This window comes from Roseburia sp. 1XD42-34 (genome assembly GCF_009917385.1).
Classification (GTDB): domain Bacteria; phylum Bacillota; class Bacilli; order Bacillales; family Amphibacillaceae; genus Virgibacillus.
In genome coordinates this window covers 1-22399 of record NZ_QWLJ01000053.1, presented here as the reverse complement: position 1 = coordinate 22399, position 22399 = coordinate 1, and the positions used below count along the sequence as shown (strand labels likewise).

Below are 22399 nucleotides of genomic sequence, written 5' to 3'. Positions count from 1 at the left end.
GCCTTTTTTAGATAAATTGTCCCTTGATAATCAAATATTTAATTATTTTTCTCTTGACATTTTACCGCAGGTCTTTTCAAATAAAAATTGCTTTCTACTAACAAAAAGCTATTTTTATACAACCGTTCCCAGCAAAAGTGCATGTTAAACATGATAGTCATAACAATCGTTTATGACACATACAATAGGTATAGTCGAACAAAATGATAGGACAACCTAAGTTATGATATATGCGGTGTCCATTTTTTAAGCACATTTTTTATATTGGATGCAATTTTTTGTTTTACAGGTATACCGTTTATGCCGCATATAAGATACTGTAAGGCCCCCACTTATCTGCCTGCAACAAGTCTAAGTTAGCGATAACAGCACCAAATGTACGAATTTGTTCACCTAACCCAGCAGTGGAGGATGAATGAAAACCTCTCACTGATTGAAGCTGCACTTTATTGCAAAACAAAAAAATGGTTTAGTAAAGGAGGCGAATTTTTATGGTCTGGAGGGCGTACAAAAAAGCCGGTCTATTAATTATTATGATCGTTGCTTTAGCTATGATTCCAATTAGTCAAGGAGAGCTTCTGTTTACGAAAGTGGCTAATGCAACAAGTGGGACGGAGACAGATGCTGCTTCCCTTGAAGAGAAGCTTACCGATATTCTGTCAAACGAACAACTATACGGCGCAACAACAGCTGTAAGTGTAATGCATGCCAAAACAGGTGATATATTATTTTCTAAAAATGGGGGAATTCGCCTGCACCCTGCTTCGAATATGAAAATACTGACAGCAGCTGCCGCCTTAGAAACGCTGGGAGTAAATTATCAATTTACAACAGAAGTACGAACTGATGGAAAAGTGAAAGGAAAAATACTGCATGGCAATTTATATTTAAAAGGAAACGGAGATCCAACTTTATTAAAAAGCGATTTGAGGCAGATGGCAAAAGAACTTAAGGAACAAGGTATCCGTAAAGTCAAAGGAAATCTGATTGCGGATGACACATGGTATGATGATGTCCGACTTTCTCAGGATATAAATTGGTCCGATGAGCCATTTTATACAGGAGCTCAAGTTTCTGCTTTAACGCTTTCTCCAAATGACGATTACGACGCAGGAACAGTAATGGTTGAAGTTTTACCAAAAACCATTAAAAATGGAAAGGCAGTTGTAAAGGTCATTCCAGAAACAGACTATGTGGAAATTGTTAATCATACACAAATCGTAGCTGCAGATGGTACGAAAGATATTTCCATCGAGCGAGAGCACGGTACAAATAGGATTATAGTAGAAGGAACAATACCTAAAAAAGCTGCCAAAGTTAGATCTTGGGTCTCCGTGTGGGAGCCAACAGGATATGTTTTAAACGTTTTTCAGCAAACGTTACAAGAGCAGGGCATTGCTTTTGTCGGCAAATCAGAAGTTTTACTTGGAAAAACGCCAGCGAAAGCGCGAGTGTTAACAACCAAAAAATCGATGCCATTAAAGGATTTACTTATTCCATTTATGAAGCTAAGCAATAATGGACATGGCGAAGGGCTGACGAAAGAAATGGGGAAAGTAGTCCATGGTGAAGGAAGCTGGGATAAGGGGATTAAGGTTATCGAACAGGTAATGGACGATCTTGATGCAGATACAGACACGATGCTGCTAAGGGATGGTTCTGGTATGTCACATAAAAATATGATTCCTTCTGAAGAACTTTTGCAAGTATTATATCAAGCCCAAAAACAAGACTGGTTTCCTGTGTTTCAAAACTCCTTACCAGTAGCTGGCGAGCAAGAGAGATTAGTTGGGGGTACATTACGAAATCGGATGAAAGAAAAACCTGCAAAAGGAAATGTAATCGCAAAAACAGGTTCCTTATCAGGCATGTCGACATTATCAGGGTATGTCACTACACAGGATCAGGAGCCGCTCATTTTTTCAATTATGATCAATAACTATATTGGCTCAAGCGAAGATATTACTAAAATAGAGGACCAAATTGCCACGATGTTAGCAGCACATCAATTTCAGTAAAGGAAACGTGCTTTTAGTCTCAAGCTTTGTAGGATGAGGATAACGAGCATGTAAGACCTGTGCGTTTCTCTAAAATTGTCTAATATATAGGTACAATACCAAGTGAGGAAGTATCCCATTGCAGGTAGAAAGTCGCCCTGAGGAAAAGTAGCCTACCATAGCTAGGGAAAGTCGTTCATCACAGGGATGAAGCAGCTCGCCGCAGCGAGAAAGTCACTCATCATAGCCAAGGACCCAGAAGCTTACTCCCCCATTGCGAGGCTGATTAAAAAACGTTCATTATCGTAACGTTAACTTACCTGTTCTCATGAAATATCTACTCAAATCATCTCAAGATCGTAGAAAAAATCGGTAACAGATGCACCTATCCGAATAAACGGTTACATGCTAAAATAAGAGCAACTATCCTTTTTGAGGTGAGCTTGGTGCCAAAATTAACGTCAGATACAGCATTTTTAAAAACGGTTTATTTAAAAGAAGATCGCTTGCCAGCTGCGGATCATTTTCCGTTTGATTTACCGATTATTAAGCACTTTAATGGAATTACCTTTCATCCCAACGTGACTTATATTATCGGCGAAAACGGAATGGGGAAATCTACGTTACTGGAAGCGGTTGCTGTTGCTTTAGGGTTTAATCCAGAAGGCGGGACGAGGAATTTTAATTTTTCCAGCTACGATTCCCATTCGCCATTAGATCAATATGTGCGGATTGCGAGGGGGGCAAATCAACCCAAGGATCACTTTTTCTTTCGTGCAGAATCTTTCTATAATGTGGCTACCAACATCGAGGAATTGGATGCTGCTGGTTCCATTGGACGTAAAATTATTGATTCTTATGGAGGAACGTCGCTACATGAGCAGTCTCACGGGGAAGCGTTCTTTGCAGCGTTTATGCACCGCTTTCAAGGACATGGGTTGTATATATTAGATGAGCCTGAATCTGCCTTGTCACCGTTACGGCAGCTGTCCATGCTGCGGCGGATTCACGATCTTGTAGAGGAAGGTTCACAATTTGTTATTTCTACCCATTCGCCGATACTTATGGCTTATCCTAATGCTTATATTTTGGAACTGACCGAAGAGGGGATGCAAGAAACGGCATTGGAGCAAACGAGCCATTACAAGATTATGGAGCAGTTTTTTGAAAACAAACAGCGAGTGCTTCACCATTTGTTTGAATAATACATCTTCGCAAAAAGAGAGAGCCTAGAGGGCATCGATAAGTTAACGTGAGCATAACCCACCCCTTTGGCTTTATGTTTGGTGCTCGTATGTAATAAATAAATCAAGCGCAAGGCATATTGCATAGAACAAAATTCCAATAGCGAAATAAAAGCCTTTAAAATCAAAAAATAATGTACCAACGAGAAAAAAGAGCATCCCAATTAGAAATACGATATATTGAATCGAAAGTTGCTTAAGCTTTAAGTCGTTTTCCGCGTGGCAATATGGACATGTTACTGTTCTATTTACAAGGCCGCGATACCATAATTTTTTGTATGGTGTACTTTTATGGCAATTCCAGCAAATGCATTTCTTTCTTCTAGGCATGATATCCCTCGCCTTCGTTTCATTCATTTCGATTTATAGTATTAATAATACCACCACTTCAAACATTGATGTATGCTGGCTAGGTGTGGGCTGTAGAGCACTCCAATGCCAAATTAGATCGCTCTTTGTAATACGGACAATCGGTAGCGAAGGAAGATAATTATTACTGCAACCAGCCGCTTACTTTGTTTACTTACCTATTATTATACTATTGTTTGCGTTTACGTCCTAGTCACAAATGAAACGATTTGCATTGCTCGTTTTGATTGAATAGCGTTGGATTTTGAAACCACTTCAACAAAGAGTGATTTTTTATGGCCAAACTTCCACTTCTAAACCTAGAAGATATATAAGCTGTCTAATCCTAAGTGGACGCTCACAACTCCTAAAGCCCCTTTTTCATTCAAGTTGCTAATAATCAAAGAAGGCAAGCCTACTTGATGGAAAATGCAGCTAAAAACAAGAGAGCCATAGGAGTTTATCTAGCATCAATTCAAACCTTCCCTTCCGTTATTTGCAAATCATCTAGATTGATGATTTGGAAACGATTTACCCCATCCTTTAAAATCAACCCTCGTTTATGCTTGTTCAAACACAATGGTTTCTCGCACAAACACCCAATCTTTTTCATATCTTATCGTAGAGATAAAATGGAAATGAGGGAAGTAGAAATGAGTTATGAATGGAACGATTCTGCTCAAACAAGCGATCAACCAGAACTTGAATTTCATGGATATCACATGCAGCCAGCGGCGTATGCAACACCTGCATACTATGTCGATCACGATTGGGTGCGTCGTCCAATAGGTTTTGGAAGACCGTTCTTTGGCCCAAGACCATTTTTCGGTCCAGGTTTTGGATTTGGTAGACCTGGATTTTTTCCTGGATTTGGCTTTGGAGTAGCCCCCTTTGTTGGAGGATTAGCTGGTGGTTTATTAGCTGGCTCGTTAGTAAATGCTTTTTCCCCTCCATATTATTCTGGCTATGGACCCTATCCTCCATATTATGGATATTAGCATACATGTAGCACAATGAGGATTTACTTTGTACAAAATATGGTGCCAATGAAAAGCGCAAGCTGTACAGTAACATTCTGTTCAGCTTGCGCAATTTTTGTTTCTCTCGGTATGTATATGGCAGTAACACCTATCCTCCCATGTTCTTAGCTAAACCCGGACAAAAAATGTGTGTTTAAACTGCCAGTTCAGATGTCTATCCTCTTCAAAGCTCATCTTCCTATGGTACTAACAATTCGTGTGGGATAAAAGAAATTTATCCCATATATAAAGTGCTATAAGACTCTCATTTCAGAGGAGTAGGATCATCTATATTGCAACAAGTCTAAGTGGGAGATAACAGCACCTAAATACTCTGTTTCGTCAGAGGTCTTTAGGTCATACTTCTGGGATACTAACAAGCCGTAGGGGATGAATGAAAATTCCCACTGATTGTAGTTTTCCTTTATGCAGATTGGAATTTACTTCCATTCATACGGTGTTTCTTGATATACATAGTAGTTTAACCAGTTCGAAAATAAGAGATGTGCATGAGAGCGCCAACGATTAAGTGGCGTTTTCTTCGTGTCATCATTCGGGAAATAATTTTGCGGTATGGCTGGATCTAACCCTTTTTCCTTATCCCGCAGGTATTCTTCGGCAAGCGTATCATGATCATATTCAAAGTGCCCAGTGAGCATAATATGTTTTTCGTCCTTTGATATGACGATAAATGGGTCGTCGTTATTGGTTGCCGCAAGTACCATTAAACGGTCATCTGCTTGAATGGCTTCAAGTGACGTTCCTGTGTAACGAGAATGCGGTGCTAAAAATTCATCATCAAATCCACGGATGAGTTCTACCGTAGTATGGGAGATGGAATGAGGGAAAACGCCTGTGCATTTGGTAGGGAGTGCAAATTTTCCAATGCCGTAGTGATGATACAACGCGGCTTGAGCTGCCCAGCAAATATGCATAACGGATGTAACATGCGTTTTTGACCACTCCATAATCAGTTTCAGCTCTTCCCAATAATTTACTTCTTCAAATGACATTAATTCCACAGGAGCGCCGGTAATAATCATTCCATCAAACCGTTTATGTTTAATAGCGTGGAACGTTTGGTAAAACTGATTAAGATGCGATTTACTCACTGTTTTCGAATCGTGTGTTGCTGTATGCAGGAATGTTACTAGCACCTGCAAGGGGGAATTTCCTAATAGCCGCAGGAGTTGAGTTTCTGTGCGTTCTTTCTCGGGCATTAAATTAACGATGACAATGTTTAATGGTCGAATATCTTGGGTCGTAGCTCGAATGGTATCCATAATAAAGACATTTTCTTTTTCTAAAATGCCGTGTGCTGGCAATTGCCTAGGAATCGTAATGGGCACTAGGAACCCTCCTTATTCAGTATTTTCCCCATTATATAAGAAGTTTGCAGAAAGTTCTATCTATGTGTTTGAAAATAAATTAGTTATGATTCCGCACGTCTAACCAGCAGTAAGCCTCCACTAAAAATGCAATTCAATAAAATACGAAGTTAACCTATCACCTTAACAATAACTAGACGGAAAAAGAGTAAAACAACCATTGGAAAGTTTTAGGTTTTCATTGGCTATTTATAATCTACTAATGTTTTTTCCTCCATTTACTGGCTTATTCTGTTTGCAATACCCAAACCAAACAAGATGGTTTATATATTGTAGTTGGAGCATTATCTTGTCCAGAGTGGATCACAAACCATTGGCGTAGGTGAACTTACCCATCTCCTTTTTTACTTAGGGTTTTATTTTAATCTATATTAAAATATTTTTTGCATACTAAAAAATGATGATTTTCACGTAATTCTTAAAATCCGGTTTATTTAACAAACAGCAGCTAAAATTCTTATTAAATCCTCATGTATAGTTTACACTTGTCAATCAAAGGCATGAAGAATACTAACGGGACAGGCTCTGAAAACTGAGGTTCTTCGTCCCCATCTTAGCTGAAAAGATAGAGTAGTAGTTTAAGGTAGAAGATAGCGAGCGATGCTCGATTGTCCGCATGAAGCATCCTAAACAAGTTTTCCCCATAACAAACAACGAAGGTCCTAATTCTAATGTATACAACACGCTCGAAAATTTATCTTATAAAAAATTCCTGAACAAAGATTACCTGCTTTCTCTTATTTTAATAAAGCGATAGGTAACATAAATAAGATAAAGCGGTGTAGCAACATATAGAAAGGTTGGAAATTTCTTATAAGATTCCAAATTAATAATAGTAAGAAGCGCTCCTAAGAATATAGTTACAATAGTACCGTAGCGCGGTAATGGTAAATTTTTAAAACTCGGTATTTTTATGGAACTTACCATTAAAAAGCAAAGCACAGTAAAGATTACGATTGTCACAATACTCGGAATAAAGCCACTAAGCAGAGTTAGTATAGCTAAGATTCCTCCTGCAGCAGTAATTGGTACACCAATAAAGTGTTCCATTGAATCTTCTTTAGAACAAATATTAAATCTCGCTAATCTGTAAGCTCCAAACAGTGGAAATAGCCCACATATGGCTAAACCGATCCAGCCACTGTTAAAAAATAAAGTATAATATATTAACAAGCTCGGTGCTACGCCAAAAGTAACAATATCAGCTAAAGAATCTAATTCCTTTCCTAAAGAGCTTTCCACATGCAACATTCTAGCAAGTCGACCATCCATACTGTCTAACATCATACCAATGAGAATTAGTATAGCTGCATTTTTATATTGACTTGATCCAGCATAACTAATAGATAGGAAACCACAATACAAGTTTCCTAATGTAAATAGGTTCGGTATTTGTTTTATAAAAGTCATTATATCCTCCTGATGGGTTCATCTTTAGTGGTATATATCTATTAAACCATTATACTAAATTTTAGTATATGCGTTATAGTTGTTTTTTGAATTTGCGGTGTGTGGTTTATCGATCACTGCTTCACATTTGAAATAAAATTTCTGTGCGTCGCTTTTACGATGGTTAAAAGCAAACGATGATACTTACTTGTTCTGTAGAGCGATACAAAGGCTATAGATTTCAATACATAGTTCATAGTAGCAAATAAATAGGGTACTTCCTTACGTGAAATAAGCACTTTCCCTTTCAGTTCGGATAAATGCCGTTGAAAAAGAGACCGCTCACTACGAATAATTAGAATAACTTTTGCACAAGACATTCGCTGCATTATTGAACGCCGCTTCATAATATTTTATTTTAGCATTAGTTATAAAACAAAATATCACTTTATTTTATCTGTGAGTAAGTATAAAATATGTAACGAAGTAGCTGAACTGTGGTAAATTTACCATTTTATTTGATATAGTATAGTTACGTTTTTCGCATGTATAGGGAGAGTGACTGCATTGTTAAAATCTTGTTTGAAATTATTGGTCGAACTAACCGGAAATCGCTTTATATCTCAATTATTAATCCGTTTTACAAATTCAAAATGGAGTCGAATGCTGGTTCCTGTTTTTGCTAAGGTTTATAGCATTAATCAGGAAGAAATGAAAAAGCCACTCTCAGATTATCGGAGCTTGCATCAGTTGTTTATTAGAAAGCTAAAACCGGATTGTAGATCGGTATATCCACACAAAAATAGTATAGTTAGCCCAGTAGACGGTGTAATAAGTGATTTTGGATCTGTCAGAGATGTTGAAGATTACAAAATAAAAAATAAGCAAATTATCTTAGAAGAAATGCTAGGCAGTAAGGAAAAGGCGGATATATACCGGAATGGAAAATACATTATATTGTATTTATCGCCGCGGCATTATCATCGAATACACAGCCCGGTAAATGGTGAAATAAAAGGAAGTTGGGTACTGGGTAGCAAATCTTATCCTGTCAATTCGATTGGTTTTAAGTACGGCAATAGCCCCTTATCTACAAATTATCGCCGAATTACTGAAATCCAAAGTGAGCTAGGGAAAATTGCGGTCGTAAAAGTAGGGGCTTTAAATGTGAACAGCATTCACCTTACCTGTCGTTCGGAAAATATTAACAGTGGTGAAGAGCTCGGTTATTTTTCCTTCGGTTCCACTGTCGTATTATTTATAGAAAAAGCAGATTTTCAATTTTCAACAGATATAACTACGAATCAGGACATTCAATTTGGAAAAAAACTTGGAACTATTTCCGATTCGTTATTTACTTAAATTTATTTCGATATATCTTCAATAATACAAAGAAAAAGCTGACTAAAATGAATAGCCATACAACCTTTGAAGCAAGGGAGGAAATTTTTACAATGTACTCCCAATGATTACCTAAAATTATTCCTAGTACTATAAAAGTGGACGCCCAAATAATTGATCCTATATAAGCAAAGGCAGCAAAGCGCAAATAATGATAATTGCTTATACCAGCTATATAGGCAGCAATATGCCTAATGCCTGGAATGAAGTATCCACATATAAGAAATATTCCACCGTATTTATTAAAGCTGTTCTGTGCCCAACGAAGATTTTTTTCTTTTATGTGTAACTTCGGACCAAATCGTTTAATAAATGGAATACCTAGCTTTTGCCCGAGCAGATAACTGATTGAAATTCCAATCATAGACCCTAATATAGCAACCAAAATAGATAGATTTAGTGACATATGACCTAAAAAGACATTATATCCAACATATGTAAGTAATACTTCATCAGGTAAAGGTAACCCGATAATTCCTAAAACAAGAATGATAAAAATTCCAATGTAGCCGTAGTGAGTTATGAAGCTTGCTAAATTTGACATGTTTTATTCCTTACCCTCTTAAACATAACGATAGAAAGTTATTCTTGAAATATATGACATTATTATAACACTGTTAATTTGCGCTTGCTATATAAACATCATTTTGGAGGCGTATCTTATATCGTCATTGTGCTCATATTTTTTTGCTTATAGGGAGTTATTCAAAGTGCACTAAAAATGATACATCGAATTTTTTCGTTTCTTGAAAAAGAGTACCCCCTTTTCCTACGTGAAAATGTGTTTCCAGGAGAATTCACTAGTGCCTTATGACCTATAATGCCTAAGAGCTTTCCTATTAAACCCCTCTTACTTAAAGATTCATTTTATAGGTAACCTTTTTTCATCTCTTAGTGAAACATCTACTTGACACAACGCTGCTCCTAGTTTTTATATCCTTCTTCTCTCTCTATATATATGTGCTGGCAAAACGTAAAAAGAATAGCACAATAAAAAGCCCTAGCAATGGATGCTCATTGCTAAGGCATTGGGATACAGATCGTGGTGTAGTAAACTGGCAGCAAACCTGCCCGCCCCATTCTACGAGGACGAGGTAAACTCCAGATTGGCACGAAGAATCTAACTGTAAGTCAAAATTCGATGCTGTTTACAGTACTTTAAATCACTTAACGGTATTAATTATTACTAGATAATGAGATGTGCAACAAGTATCATCTGGTTATAAAAGCTACTTGAAACTATATCAAGATAATAACTGCATTTTTGCTACAGATGTAACGAATGAAATATCTTATTTGTATTGTTAAATCATAGATATTTAATCGCTTGTTTAATAAACAATCTTATCGCCATTGAAGATGGAGTTTTTCACTACCACATAGTCGACGGTGCGGATTGCTTCTAGCTTTTTACCGCCCGCATAGGAAATAGATGATTGCAAGTCTTGCTCCATTTCTTGAAGTGTATTTTTCAAGGAGCCTTTATGCTCGACAAGCATTCTTTTACCTTCCACGTTTTTTCTTTCCCCTTTTTGAAACTCAGACGCTGAACCGAAGTACTCTTTTAAAATCTTGCCGTCTTTTTCAATCGTTTCACCTGGAGATTCTTCGTGCCCAGCGAAAAGGGAACCAATCATCACCATTGTGGCACCGAAACGGATAGATTTAGCAATATCGCCATGCGTACGAATACCGCCATCAGCAATAATTGGCTTGCTTGCAGCTCTTGAACACCAACGAAGTGCAGCTAATTGCCAGCCACCAGTTCCAAAGCCTGTTTTAATTTTTGTAATACAAACCTTCCCTGGTCCAATCCCAACTTTTGTTGCATCCGCACCAGCGTTTTCCAATTCACGAACAGCTTCTGGTGTACCAACGTTTCCAGCAATCAAGAAGCTTTCAGGTAAATGGTTTTTAATATGCTTAATCATTTTAATGACGGACTCTGAATGCCCATGCGCGATATCAATCGTAATATATTCTGGAATTAATTTATCAGCAGCTAACTGCTTTACAAAATCATATTCCTCATCCTTCACACCAACACTAATGGAAGCAATTAGGCCACGTGCGTGCATATCTTTTATGAAATCCGCACGTTTTTCTGGTTCAAAACGGTGCATGATATAGAAATAGCCGTTTTCGGCTAACATTAATGCAATTTTCTCATCAATAATTGTTTGCATATTCGCAGGAACGACAGGTAATTTAAATGTATGCTTGCCCAATGTGACACTCGTATCACATTCTGAACGGCTACGTACAATACATTTTGCGGGAATTAATTGAATATCTTCGTAATCAAATACATTATCCATACTTAACACCTCTAAATCCGAATAAAAATTATTCGAGTATATTTAACGTTCGTATATTAGTAATGTACATGATTTTGAACAAGAAGTCAAAGTTTTATTTTCACGATAGGAAAGCATAAAATTTTATGGGTTTATAGTATAAGCAAAAGTACGCCTATCGCCATAAACGATAGCCCAGTTCTTCTAAGAAGGATTTTTATAACTGTCTGGTAAAAGAGATATAAGGAGCATGAGGAAGTGATTTTCTATTCAAGTTCTTTTGCCTTGGATTTTTATTCTGCATGTAAGCTGTAAGACTCCAACTTCAAAATTTTGAGTGGATACAAAAGGTTAAGTGGGAGGAAACGGCGCCCAAATGCTTGATTCGTTTAAGGACATTTAGGTCATACTCTCGCGGTACTAGCATTCAGTAGGATGGAAGAAAACTCCTACTGAATGAAGTTTCACTTATTAGATAAGAAACCGATCGCTTTTTTTAAAATTGATGACAAGAAAGTTCTTTTGAAAGGGTATTTTATAATTGATAATGGAAGAGAGATAAGCGATAAGAGTTACAGGGGCATTAAAAATAGGTTGTTCAATTTAATTGCTAGTTATTTTGTTTATGGAAATAAAAGAAAAGTGACTTACCATCCTCCGAAAAAAATGTGTATGGTTTTAATGCAAAAGAGAATGCTTGTAAAGATCCGACAGTCACTTCTATTAGATATGACCATTGTGCGCAATTTTCCTGTTTAAAGAAAATATACTGTATAGTAACCCTATTTTTGGCAATAATTATTAGATAAATCATATTTTTTCCCAAACAAAAACTATTCCCACTTATGCTATAATATTACATAAATACAATGTGTTAAAGGGGTGACTATGGTTTGAGGGATATTGGCTATACTATAAAGTTACACCGAACAAAAAGAAATATGACATAAGAAGAACTATCAGAAGGCATTGTTTCTTTATCCTATTTATCAAAGATAGAAAATCAAAAAGCAAGAGCAAACCCAGAGATTATTCAGGCATTATGTAATCGACTAGGAATCGAACTTACAAATATTCCTGATTTACAAATTGAAGAACAGTGTAAGCAATGGTATGACATGTTATATGATCATTTTGATAAACAGGAAATTGTGACGAGATATGAAGAATTGCAAAAGGTAATGGATAGAAGTATTAACAACCAAACCATTATGTTTGAGATCCATAAAATTCGTTATTATATCATTTTACGCGATTTCCAAAAAGCCTTACATAAAATGAATGAACTTCACGAGATAGCAGAATCTTTTAACCCTCCACATAATTATTACTGGAATAAATTTCAAGGTAATTACTACTCCTTTAAGGAAGAGCATCAGCAATCTTTACACTGTTATAAAAAAGCCGAGAAAGTGCACCGTTCAGCGGAAATTGAAGCAGAAGAGATGGCTGATTTGTATTATGCCATTTCCATTCAACATAGTCATTTACTAAATGGATTAGAAACTATAAATTATGCAGAAAAAGCAATGGCTGTGTTTCAGCGAAAGTATAACTTCATACGTTGCGCTCAATGTCATATCTTGCTGGGAATTTCGTATCAACGAATAAAAATGAATGATCTTGCGTTAGAAAATTATAATCAGGCAATGTATCTAGGTAAGTTAAACAACGAAGAACAAGTTATTCAGTTAGCCTATCTTAATTTAGGGCTGTTTTATTTTACAACTGGAAATTTAAAAAAATCGATTGAAAATTATACGCTTGCCTTAAAAACGACAGACCTAGATTATGAACTTAAATTAGATGTTATTACTCACTTAATACATAGTTTTTACCAGAATAATGAGAACTCAAAAGCAAAGGAATATTTAATACTCGCTAGGGATGCTCTTAGACGATCTAAAGAAAAAGAATATTACAGTTTTTATAGATACACTACCCAAGTGTATACATACTTATTAAATGGAGAACTAAAGGATTTTGTATCTATCATAACAGAGGAATTCATTCCGTATTTAAGCCAAAGAAAAGACTACCAATATACATTGTTTTATTCCAAGCTGTTAGCCTCCCATTTAGAAGATATGGGCAAGCATAGAGAATCTACACAGTACTATAAATGGTTCTATGTCAAAGGACGGGGCGGAGTGAGGTAGGATCTCATCCTAACCAACATGACTTCCATATTTTTATACTTATGTAAAAGAAGCATTCTTGCCCTTAGGAAGCTCCTAAATCCAAAGATATTCCGTTTCATGAGTTTCGTCAGGTTATTCATTCTCTCCAGAAATACATTTGAGTAATCAAAAATGGGTGGGATAAGGTTAAAGAAACCAAGCATTTTACCATAAAATAAAAACGCCTAAGTTTTAAAGTCAACCGTCAAAGCCACTTTAAATGTTTGATCCTTTGAATGCGATAATCATTTACATATGTTGCACTTCTTATTGGCTGCACTTTGTTTTCAAATGATGTTTCTCAAACAGCATCAGCATATGAATCTAACCAACAACAACCTACGAAACAAGCCAAACAAATAAGCTATAAATCACGCATATACTCCATGCTTAATGGTTATAATTTTCATTAAAAAAAGACCTGACTCATTTTACTACCATAAACTACTCTAACCTTAGAATCCTCCCTACATTATTTTACAGGCTTCATGCTCGCAAAATGCAACTTTACAAGGCTAAGTATTTCAAAACCAGTCATTCAATATTTTATGAATACAGTATATTGCTGTGCGATAAAAGGGTGCTAGTTATATAACGATTTGTAAAATCATAGAAAAGGGAGCTGTTCCATCATTAGAAATGCATGGTGCAACAGTCCTTTTAATGTATTGTTATTTCCCTAAAAATCCGCCTTCAGAGCGAATCGTTTGCCCCGTTATCCAATAGGAATCATCACTTGCTAGAAAGGTAATCAGTTTAGCGGCATCTTCAGGACGGCCGAGACGACCAGATGGAAATAAAGGTAATAAGTTACTTTTTATTTCTTCATTCATCCATCCTATATCCGTTGGACCTGGATCAATAGAATTAACTGTTATGCCAATAGGAGCTAGAGCAACGGATAACGGCTCTGTAGCAGCAATGGTCATTCCCTTTGTAGCGATATAGGCTATATTATTTGGGTCTGGTCCTTTAGAGACGAGATTGATAATCCGCCCATCTTTTTTGTTCTGAAATTGCTGCTCATATCTTTTAGCAAATTCAACCGATAATAGAAGGGTGCCGCGATTATTCACCTGATAATGGATATCCAGAGTTTCTGGGGTTAACGTACGGAAATTCGTTGGAGCTTCGTAGGTTGCATTATTGACTAAAATGGAAGCAGTACCTAATTTATTGTGCACCGTATTTAGCAATTTGTTTGGGGATTCTTCTAGGCTTAAGTCTAACTGCATGTGATCAGAACGCACTCCAAAGCCATTTAATTTTTCACAAAGCTTACTAGGGAAAGCTTCTTCTAATCTCCCTTCTGCTTCGTCAAATGGAGACCAGTGTGTGAAAAAGATGTCAGCTCCTGCTTTTGCAAGAGACAAACATGTTGCAGCCCCCATTCCTTTCGAATAGCTAACTCCAGTCACTATAGTAATCTTGCCAGTTAAATTTTCCATGGGATCATCCTCTTTGAAGGAACGTACAGAAGAGATGACTGTTTTTTGAGACATTTTGTACGTCCTAGAATGTAAATGATATATGATTAGTTATAAGCTTCTAGGATAGTTGCCATGAATGATTCTCCTTGTTATCTATTTTCCTTAGTTTAACATGTTGCTATGATTCGTTCTAGCTGGGGGTTGCAATCCACTGTTAACTTTATCCGTGATATAAGGAGCTGTAAGAAGGTATTTGAGATGATGTACTGAACAAGTCTCAATGCGAAGCTAACAGCAATGCTCGATTTGTTCAGGTCATTAGATCATATTTTTACAATATTAATAATTGAAAGAAAATCCACTGATTAGAGATCCACTTTATTTTACAGGTTGGTTTAAGACTAGTCCTTTAACCTATGTCGTGAAACATGGGATAATACGTGTAGCCAACTTGCGAGTCGAATGTTTCATTCAGTATAGAAGCTCTACACTAATTAAAATTACTTGTTTGGTTAACTGTATTCTTTTTCAATCGCTGTTTAGCAGTTGTACGCTTTGGCGAGACAGGAATATGCTTGTTTACCTTTGCCAATCCATATAATGGCATATTGACATAGATAGCTTCATAATTTCCCTTTGATATGCCATAAGTCTCGTGATAGATACCAACAGCATCTGTATTGCTCGCTTTTTGATTAAATGTTTTCCATGCGGCTAAATGTTGTTTACCTCTTGCATAGGCAAGCAAATCTTCAGTAGATCGCCAATATTGCACCACCAATGTTGTGCGAAGACCAAAGTAATTTTCCATAGATAAAAACCCTAATGAATCTTTATGTGTGTAAAGTTCTTTAATCATTCCTGGCATCGCAGAAAAGACCGGGAACCATTTGTGCACAGCTAATCTGCGGTTAATCCGCATGCCAATTAAAAACACAACGATATCTTCTTCATTTTCTACGGTATAGCGACCAGAATAAACCTGCTTTTTCATAAGACCTTTCCCTTCTTTTGTTTATGTTAATGAGCTTTTCGTTTTATGAGACACCCATTTGCGTAAGTACGATGGTTCTATTAGCGTCTGCGAACAGAGGAAAAATTGCTTTTAAGTTTTTCTTTTTAATACTATAAGGAAATGTAAAAATTTAGAGTTTATAGGATAAGAAAAACGGCAACCTTCACTAAAGGTTTGGCGAGAAGCCAAGTTTTTCTAAAAAATAAGAAAGCATAAAATGAGGTACTTGGGAATAACGAAATAATAGCCACGTCTGGTGCATGAGCCCAGCAACGATGCGACTTCACGAAATTGCTTTATGATTAGTCATAATGGGTTCGTTGCTAAGGGGAAGGCCGACTAAAAACAGGCTTGCCGCTCAGACGTCGGCATATCCCAAGTTTTAGAGGCATGGTTCCTTTATCCCGTAAAAAGGTAGACTCCCACATCAAGAATGGAAGATGCGAGCGGCACAAGTCGAAGTGGAAGGTAACGGCACTTAAATACCGATTCGGATTCACTCAACTAACCATCATCGGGGTTATCTTCACCCCCGCTGATGGAAGATTCACTTTATCTCCGTTGATTCGTTCCAGTCGCTACGTTGCTAAACGGGTAGCCCTGCGCCTTTGTTCAAAAGTAACCATCTATAGAGGATAAAGAAAACCGAAGCGAATAAAGTTAGTTTATTTTTTCTATCGTAGCTTCACACCATTCAATAGCAGCTCTAGTTGTTCGCCTCCCGTAGTCCAATGTATATAGCCAATATGTAGCATCAGGACTTTGAGGGTTCGAGTTCATTATCATTTCTTCAATCGCTTCATATGTGTCTATTTTTTTCTGTAATTCTTCTTTGTAATGAAGTAATAACAATTGAGTCTGATCCGCATGCTGATGCCGGCTAAAAAATAACTTTAAAAGAACTTCGTTGCGCTCATCTGTAATTTGTTGCAATGGCTCCCCTAACCAGTTCTGTAAAACCCCTTTCCCTTTGGTAGTGAGGAAATACTCCTTTCGATCTGGTTTTCCATCCTGTGACTTGACCTTAACTGTTGCTAAACCATAGGTAACTAACTTTTTTAGATTAGGGTAGATTTGTCCATAGCTAATTTTCCAAAAGTGATTTAAGCTCTGATCGATCAGTTGTTTAATTTCATAACCGGTTCGACAATCTAAGGTTAAAATTCCAAGCAGCGCATAGGTGGTGTGATTGTAAGTTTTCAAATCCAGTCATCCTATCTATTTGATATATATCATTTAGATATATAATACATGAATTGCTTGAAAATGAAAAGTGTTTACTGAAAATTTTTGGTGTTTAAATACTTCTTTGCTACAATAGAATAAAAGTGAAGAACGGAGGGGTTAGCATGCGGTTATTTTCTACAGGATTGCTTGAAGCGGTCCGTGGGCTGTTCATTTTTGTAGTACTTTATTTCGTATTTGGGGCTATAAGCAATTATTTTTTAGAAATATTCACGAACAGACCAATCAGCCAGTTATCGAAAGAAAATCCTTATTTGATGTACTATTTAGCGCTACAAGCCATTGGCATTGGAATTATTATTGTTATCCTATACAGAAATAAATTCCAATTCTCTGGATGGTATAAAGGAAAGCAAGTAAAACCACTGTCTAAAACAACAACCCGAATTCTTGTAGTCATTAACGTAGCGTTTATTTCAGCTATCTATATTGTGGTGGGATTTGGTTTGTAGGGGTCAGAGAAGAAATTTTAGTAAAAAGCACGGTCAGTTATGGTAAACTAAAGAAAAAATCTTGAGGACGTTATGCATGATGAAAATTACCATTGTAACAGTGGGAAAATTAAAAGAAAAGTACTTAAAGCAAGGCATACAAGAATATTTAAAACGTTTAAGCACGTATGCAAAAGTAGATATCGTGGAAGCTGCAGATGAAAAAGCCCCAGAAAACCTAAGTGAAGCGCAAATGTTAGATGTGAAGCAAAAAGAAGGCGAACGTATTTTAAACCATATTCATCCAGATACATATGTTATTACATTAGAAATTAACGGCAAAATGCTCACTTCAGAACAATTTGCCAGCAAATTGGATGAACTCGCCATCTATGGGAAAAGCAAAATAGTCTTTGTCATTGGCGGGTCACTTGGAATCAGTACAGAGGTACAAAATAGAAGTAATTTTGCTCTATCCTTTTCGAAAATGACCTTTCCACATCAGGTGATGCGATTCATTCTATTGGAGCAGGTCTATAGGGCATTTCGGATAAATCGGGGGGAACCGTATCACAAATAAGAAGAAAAGGTTAAGGGAGGCGAGTGTTTGCATATATACATTTCTTCCCTCTGAAAATGGAGCATCCATGAAGGACAGATCAACAGGTGCAAAGCAGTCTATTTCAGCGGCTCAAACAACTGCCCGTATGGATCGTTTTTCAAAGCGATTCGTGATTTTGCACATGACCATAACGTGATGTTTAATTTTCATGATTCCATACGTTTTCTCAAATTCAATACCATTGAATGTAAATGATAATCCTTTGTTTAACTTAATGATGAAACTGACAGGAGAGAAATGTATGTTATTTAGAAAGAAAAAACCACAATGTAGTGTATGCGGAAAGGAAATTTACCCCAACAAAGAAATTTTTTTGAAACTTAGATATCCCTCCTATGAGGGGATAGTAGGAATTTGTAAATATATTGAAAATGAAACTACGATTTATTGTAAGAAATGTTCTTCAATCTAGAATATTTTTAAATCATAAATTGATATTTTGAAAGGGCTTTAATTCAGTTGCGAGTGAGAATATGAAAATTATATGTAGTCCAAGTACTGGTAAAGTACACTACTAAATAAAAAGTGTCTAAGTACAATATAGAAAGTAGGAAAAAAATGATTCCTTTAGTATATGATCAGGTTAATGGTTGGGGCAAAGACGATGAGTTCTTTTTAGCACTATTAAAAAAGTTGCATATAAAAAAAATAGCTGATTTAGGTTGTGGAACAGGAAGATTGACATCTCATTTTGCGAAAGAGGGCTATCGTATTACAGCTATTGATCCAAATAAAGAAGCGATTGAATATGGAAAAAATAAAAAGTATCCAGGCGATGTGACTTGGATTGTTGGTGACAGCTCAAATTTACAGGAGAATACGTTTGATGCTGTTATAATGACAGCAAATGTTGCGCAAGTATTTCTTACGGATAAAAGTTGGCAACGTAACATTTCTGATGTATATAGGGCATTAAAACTTGGAGGGCATTTTATTTTTGATACCCGTAATCCATTAGCAAAAGTGTGGGAACAGTGGGAAAAAGATATGACTCCCGATATTGCTATGAATCAAATGAGTGGCGACAAACTTGAAATTTGGACGGAATACGATGGATTTGTTGAAGATATTTATACTTTTTATGAAACTGTGAAAAATGCACATACCGGTGAAGTTCTAATTCGTGAAAAGCTGCAACTTAAATTCCGAACACAAGAAGAAATCGATGAATCATTGCAACGAATAGGTTTTTCACAAATCCAAGTTTATGGAGATTGGGAGTTTAAACAAGCAACTGAGGAAACCAAATCTTTTATTTTTCATAGCGTAAAATAAGTTTCTTAAAGAGTTTTCTTATTCCTTAAAAACGAGATGGAGTATTGTCCCATATGTTTTTCTGATCGGCAGGCCGAATTAAATAAGTATTTGAGATTAATGCTTTATTAAATTTGATGTATGAGCTATGGGTTATATATAAAAGAATAATTAATATTGTATTCAACTAGCAGCTACCATATTTAAAAATCCACATAGTTTTTAAACAGATAGGTTGTTTTTTTGTAGCATTGGTGACCTGGGTATAAGTAGATGTTCTTCCGTTCGTTTACGTCTTTGCTGCTTTCTATCTTTTTGTCAAATTGTCAAATTCTTTAACCATCACTTTCCCACCACTTTTTCAAGTTCTTGGGAGATAGTTCCTCATGCCATCTTTTGAGAGCGTAATAGTTATTCTAAAACGGATTACGATGTCGCTGTCATGTGAATTGAAAGATGATTATACACTCGATTATGATTGTTTCCTAATCCAACTGATATATATACAGGTGTAGAGGGAGCTGGTTGGAATCGTTACGGGAACAACCGCATTTCCTTTCATTAAAAAACTACCTCCTGTTACTTGTTAAAACCAAAGTATAGGGGTAGTTCCGTTATAATCGAATGAGGTCTATTATTTCCCGCTTCCACCACAAGTGGTGGTAAAACAAAAAATTGAAGTTGTTATATTAAATAAACAGCTATGCAATACGGGACACCGTAAATGATAATTTGCGGTATTCTCATTAGAAAATTCAATTGATAGAAGATTTTTTAATAAGTTGTGATAAAGTAACCAGTCCATATTTTAGATGTTCAATGGAAGCATAAGCATAGGAAATACGAAGGTGCTTAGAGTCATGTTTTTCATATACGCTCCCCGGATTTACTAAAATTCCTTCTCGAAGGGCTAAATCAAATAGTTTTCCAGATGATACTTCTGATGGAATTCTAAGCCAAATATAAAATCCGCCTTTTGGTTCAATCCAAGTTGCGATTTCAGAAAAGTATTTTTTGAGAATTTGAATGGTAAAATCCCTTCTGAAACGTAACTCTACTTTTATTTTTTTTAGGAAGTCCCCATACATACCGCTAGAAAGCCATTTGTCTACAGCATATTGTGATAAGGAACTCGACCCATAATCTATTTGCATTTTTATATCTGCCAAACGTTCAATGACAGGCTCAGGTCCTACAACCCACCCAATGCGCAAACCGGGACTTAATGTTTTGGAAACACTTCCTATATACAAGATGTTACCTTGTGTGTCATTGGCTTTTAAGGGATTTGGTGGTGGGGTATCGAGCCAAAGATCACCGTATACATCGTCCTCGATAATAGGAATGGATTCCTTCTGACATACCCTAAGTAATTTCATTCTTCTTCTTTTAGACATTAAAAAGCCTGTTGGATTGTGAAAATTAGGTATCGTATAAAGTAAAGCCGCATGATGTTGTCGCTTCATTCGTCCTATTGAATCGCATTTGATCCCTTCGTCGTCTAATGGAATCCCTAATAAATTCATTCCAGCCGATTGGAATACGTGTACAGAATTCAAATAAGAAGGTGTTTCATGAAGAATAGTTGATCCTCTTTCTAATAGTCCAATCGATATTAATTGCAATGCTTGAAGCCCTCCAGAAACAATTAAAATGGATTCGGGAGATGCTTCAATTCCTTTTGATCTTAAATAGGTACTAATGGTTTTTCTTAAAGGTAAACTTCCTCTAGGCTCCATATATCCAAGTGTTAAAGACTGCTCATGATCCATCTGTAGTATTTCCTGCATTTTACTCGTAGGTAACAAATGAGGTGAAAGCTCACCGGTTCCAAGCCGAATAATATTAGGGTCTGCTTCTGCCTTATTTATTTCTTGGATTACCGATATGTTTGGTTTATGAATACCTGCTTTTACATAATTAATCCAATCTGGCGGAGGGGTTGAAGTTATTAGGCTCCATGTATTATTAATTACTTTTGTCCCACTCCCAACCTTAGATTCAATTAGTCCATCTGCTACCAGTTCTTCCAGTGCAAATACAATGGTACTGCGATTTACTTGAAATAGTCTTGCCAAACTTCTTTGTGAAGGTATTTTAGTACCGATTGTCCATTCACCAGTCATTATTTTCCTTTTCATATAGTCAGTTATTTGCTGATGTAAAGGAAAAGATGAGTTTTTTTGTGGCTTCCACTCTATTTCAAGCATAATCTATCTCCATTCATTTTTCTTCATTATAACAGAATGGTTGGGTTAAATCCCATCCAATTGGTTGGAGACATAAGGCTCATCCATCGTTATTCTAGATATGAATAGGGGGAATCACAGTGGAACCATTATTACATGGAATGATATTGGCATTTGGTTTAATCCTACCTTTAGGAGTTCAAAATGTATTTGTATTTAATCAAGGTGCGATGCATAAAAAATTCACCAACGCTTTACCTGCAATAATAACAGCAGGAGTTTGTGATACAATACTGATTTATTTGGCGATAGCTGGAGTATCCATTATTGTTTTTAGTTTTGAATGGTTGGAGATCTTGTTATTTTTAGTGGGCTTCCTTTTTTTAGCATATATGGGTTGGGTTATGTGGAAAAACTCATCTGAAGTAAACGCTAATCAGGAGATAACCCAATTTTCAGCGTGGCGTCAGGTCACATTTGCTGCTTCTGTGTCATTACTTAATCCTCATGCTATTATGGATACCATTGGAGTGATTGGTACTAGTTCATTGGCTTATACAGGATGGGAAAAATGGATATTTACGGTGGCATGTATAGTAGTATCTTGGCTCTGGTTCTTTTTCTTAGCAATTTCGGGCAGAAAGATTGGTCAAATTGATAAAAATGGTAAGTTTCTAAAACGTATGAACCAAGTTTCAGCAATTATTATTTGGTTTATGGCTATTTATATGGGGTATCACCTATACTCGTTTTTGGACTAATAGATATTTAGTTTTTTTAAGAAGATAAGAAAGCACTAAAGGGAACAAAGCGTTAAAAACCATGGCAATAGAATGCGTATTAGGAACATCAAGACAGAATAATCGAATAACTGCACATCGAAAAAGAATAGCAAAACGCCAAGGAAGAAAAAAAGCAAATATGGCTTCCGCTCATTTACTTATAACCAT

Annotated in this window: 18 protein-coding genes and 1 pseudogene; 10 read left to right on the top strand and 9 right to left on the bottom strand. The window is 36.4% G+C overall.

The features are described from left to right. Positions 1–298 precede the first annotated feature (298 nt). On the bottom strand, positions 299–430 hold the full coding sequence (locus D1839_RS20975; RefSeq protein ID WP_286164858.1) for a hypothetical protein: 132 nt from the start codon (positions 428–430) through the stop codon (positions 299–301). Between the two features lie 61 nt (positions 431–491). On the opposite strand from D1839_RS20975, the gene dacB reads away from it, so the two are divergent. The 3 genes from dacB to D1839_RS18655 all read left to right on the top strand — a co-directional run bounded on the left by dacB (position 492) and on the right by D1839_RS18655 (position 4587). Then, positions 492–2018, top strand: a complete 1527-nt coding sequence (dacB, locus tag D1839_RS18665; protein WP_183030275.1) for a D-alanyl-D-alanine carboxypeptidase/D-alanyl-D-alanine endopeptidase — start codon at positions 492–494, stop codon at positions 2016–2018. Positions 2019–2443: 425 nt separating this feature from the next. Beyond that, positions 2444–3202, top strand: a complete 759-nt coding sequence (locus D1839_RS18660) for an AAA family ATPase (RefSeq protein ID WP_120381302.1) — start codon at positions 2444–2446, stop codon at positions 3200–3202. 1040 nt (positions 3203–4242) lie between these two features. After that, a complete protein-coding gene (locus tag D1839_RS18655; RefSeq protein WP_199690413.1) occupies positions 4243–4587 on the top strand; it encodes a hypothetical protein in 345 nt (114 codons plus the stop codon). A 461-nt stretch (positions 4588–5048) separates the two neighbouring features. On the opposite strand, the gene metA is transcribed toward D1839_RS18655, so the two are convergent. Together metA and pssA are read right to left on the bottom strand one after the other, a co-directional pair. After that, positions 5049–5957 (bottom strand): homoserine O-acetyltransferase MetA, encoded by a 909-nt coding sequence (gene metA, locus D1839_RS18650; protein ID WP_120381301.1) that lies wholly within the window; start codon positions 5955–5957, stop codon positions 5049–5051. Between the two features lie 762 nt (positions 5958–6719). After that, on the bottom strand, positions 6720–7406 hold the full coding sequence (gene pssA, locus D1839_RS18645) for a CDP-diacylglycerol--serine O-phosphatidyltransferase (RefSeq protein ID WP_120381300.1): 687 nt from the start codon (positions 7404–7406) through the stop codon (positions 6720–6722). Positions 7407–7952: 546 nt separating this feature from the next. Here pssA and D1839_RS18640 point away from each other — a divergent pair. Further along, positions 7953–8747, top strand: coding sequence for a phosphatidylserine decarboxylase (locus D1839_RS18640; RefSeq protein ID WP_120381299.1), 795 nt, complete (start codon positions 7953–7955; stop codon positions 8745–8747). Here the strand turns inward: D1839_RS18640 and D1839_RS18635 are convergent. Both D1839_RS18635 and guaC read right to left on the bottom strand, forming a co-directional pair. Continuing rightward, positions 8740–9330 (bottom strand): DedA family protein, encoded by a 591-nt coding sequence (locus D1839_RS18635; RefSeq protein ID WP_120381298.1) that lies wholly within the window; start codon positions 9328–9330, stop codon positions 8740–8742. The genes D1839_RS18640 and D1839_RS18635 overlap by 8 nt on opposite strands. Before the next feature lie 787 nt (positions 9331–10117). Beyond that, positions 10118–11104 (bottom strand): GMP reductase, encoded by a 987-nt coding sequence (gene guaC, locus D1839_RS18630; RefSeq protein WP_120381297.1) that lies wholly within the window; start codon positions 11102–11104, stop codon positions 10118–10120. Between the two features lie 941 nt (positions 11105–12045). Between guaC and D1839_RS21465 the strand changes: the two are divergent. Together D1839_RS21465 and D1839_RS18625 are read left to right on the top strand one after the other, a co-directional pair. Further along, positions 12046–12141 (top strand): annotated as a pseudogene (locus D1839_RS21465) (helix-turn-helix domain-containing protein); the annotation flags it as partial. Between the two features lie 60 nt (positions 12142–12201). After that, positions 12202–13242 (top strand): tetratricopeptide repeat protein, encoded by a 1041-nt coding sequence (locus tag D1839_RS18625; RefSeq protein ID WP_120381295.1) that lies wholly within the window; start codon positions 12202–12204, stop codon positions 13240–13242. Between the two features lie 692 nt (positions 13243–13934). Here D1839_RS18625 and D1839_RS18620 read toward each other — a convergent pair. The 3 genes from D1839_RS18620 to D1839_RS18610 all read right to left on the bottom strand — a co-directional run bounded on the left by D1839_RS18620 (position 13935) and on the right by D1839_RS18610 (position 16911). Next, positions 13935–14765 (bottom strand): SDR family oxidoreductase, encoded by an 831-nt coding sequence (locus tag D1839_RS18620; RefSeq protein WP_199690411.1) that lies wholly within the window; start codon positions 14763–14765, stop codon positions 13935–13937. Positions 14766–15183: 418 nt separating this feature from the next. Then, positions 15184–15687, bottom strand: a complete 504-nt coding sequence (locus D1839_RS18615; protein ID WP_120381294.1) for a DUF4188 domain-containing protein — start codon at positions 15685–15687, stop codon at positions 15184–15186. Positions 15688–16368: 681 nt separating this feature from the next. After that, positions 16369–16911, bottom strand: a complete 543-nt coding sequence (locus tag D1839_RS18610) for a PadR family transcriptional regulator (RefSeq protein WP_120381293.1) — start codon at positions 16909–16911, stop codon at positions 16369–16371. 146 nt (positions 16912–17057) lie between these two features. Between D1839_RS18610 and D1839_RS18605 the strand changes: the two genes are divergently transcribed. From D1839_RS18605 to D1839_RS18595, 3 genes are all read left to right on the top strand, one after another. Continuing rightward, on the top strand, positions 17058–17405 hold the full coding sequence (locus D1839_RS18605) for a hypothetical protein (protein WP_183030274.1): 348 nt from the start codon (positions 17058–17060) through the stop codon (positions 17403–17405). 79 nt (positions 17406–17484) lie between these two features. Further along, a complete protein-coding gene (rlmH, locus tag D1839_RS18600; RefSeq protein WP_120381303.1) occupies positions 17485–17964 on the top strand; it encodes a 23S rRNA (pseudouridine(1915)-N(3))-methyltransferase RlmH in 480 nt (159 codons plus the stop codon). A gap of 600 nt (positions 17965–18564) precedes the next feature. Then, positions 18565–19281, top strand: a complete 717-nt coding sequence (locus D1839_RS18595; RefSeq protein WP_120381291.1) for a class I SAM-dependent methyltransferase — start codon at positions 18565–18567, stop codon at positions 19279–19281. 734 nt (positions 19282–20015) lie between these two features. Here D1839_RS18595 and D1839_RS18590 read toward each other — a convergent pair. Then, positions 20016–21470 carry an aminotransferase-like domain-containing protein gene (locus D1839_RS18590; protein WP_120381290.1) on the bottom strand — a complete coding sequence of 485 codons (1455 nt, stop codon included), beginning with the start codon at positions 21468–21470 and terminating at the stop codon, positions 20016–20018. A 119-nt stretch (positions 21471–21589) separates the two neighbouring features. Between D1839_RS18590 and D1839_RS18585 the strand changes: the two genes are divergently transcribed. Continuing rightward, positions 21590–22210, top strand: coding sequence for a LysE/ArgO family amino acid transporter (locus D1839_RS18585; protein ID WP_120381289.1), 621 nt, complete (start codon positions 21590–21592; stop codon positions 22208–22210). The last annotated feature ends 189 nt before the right edge of the window (positions 22211–22399 follow it).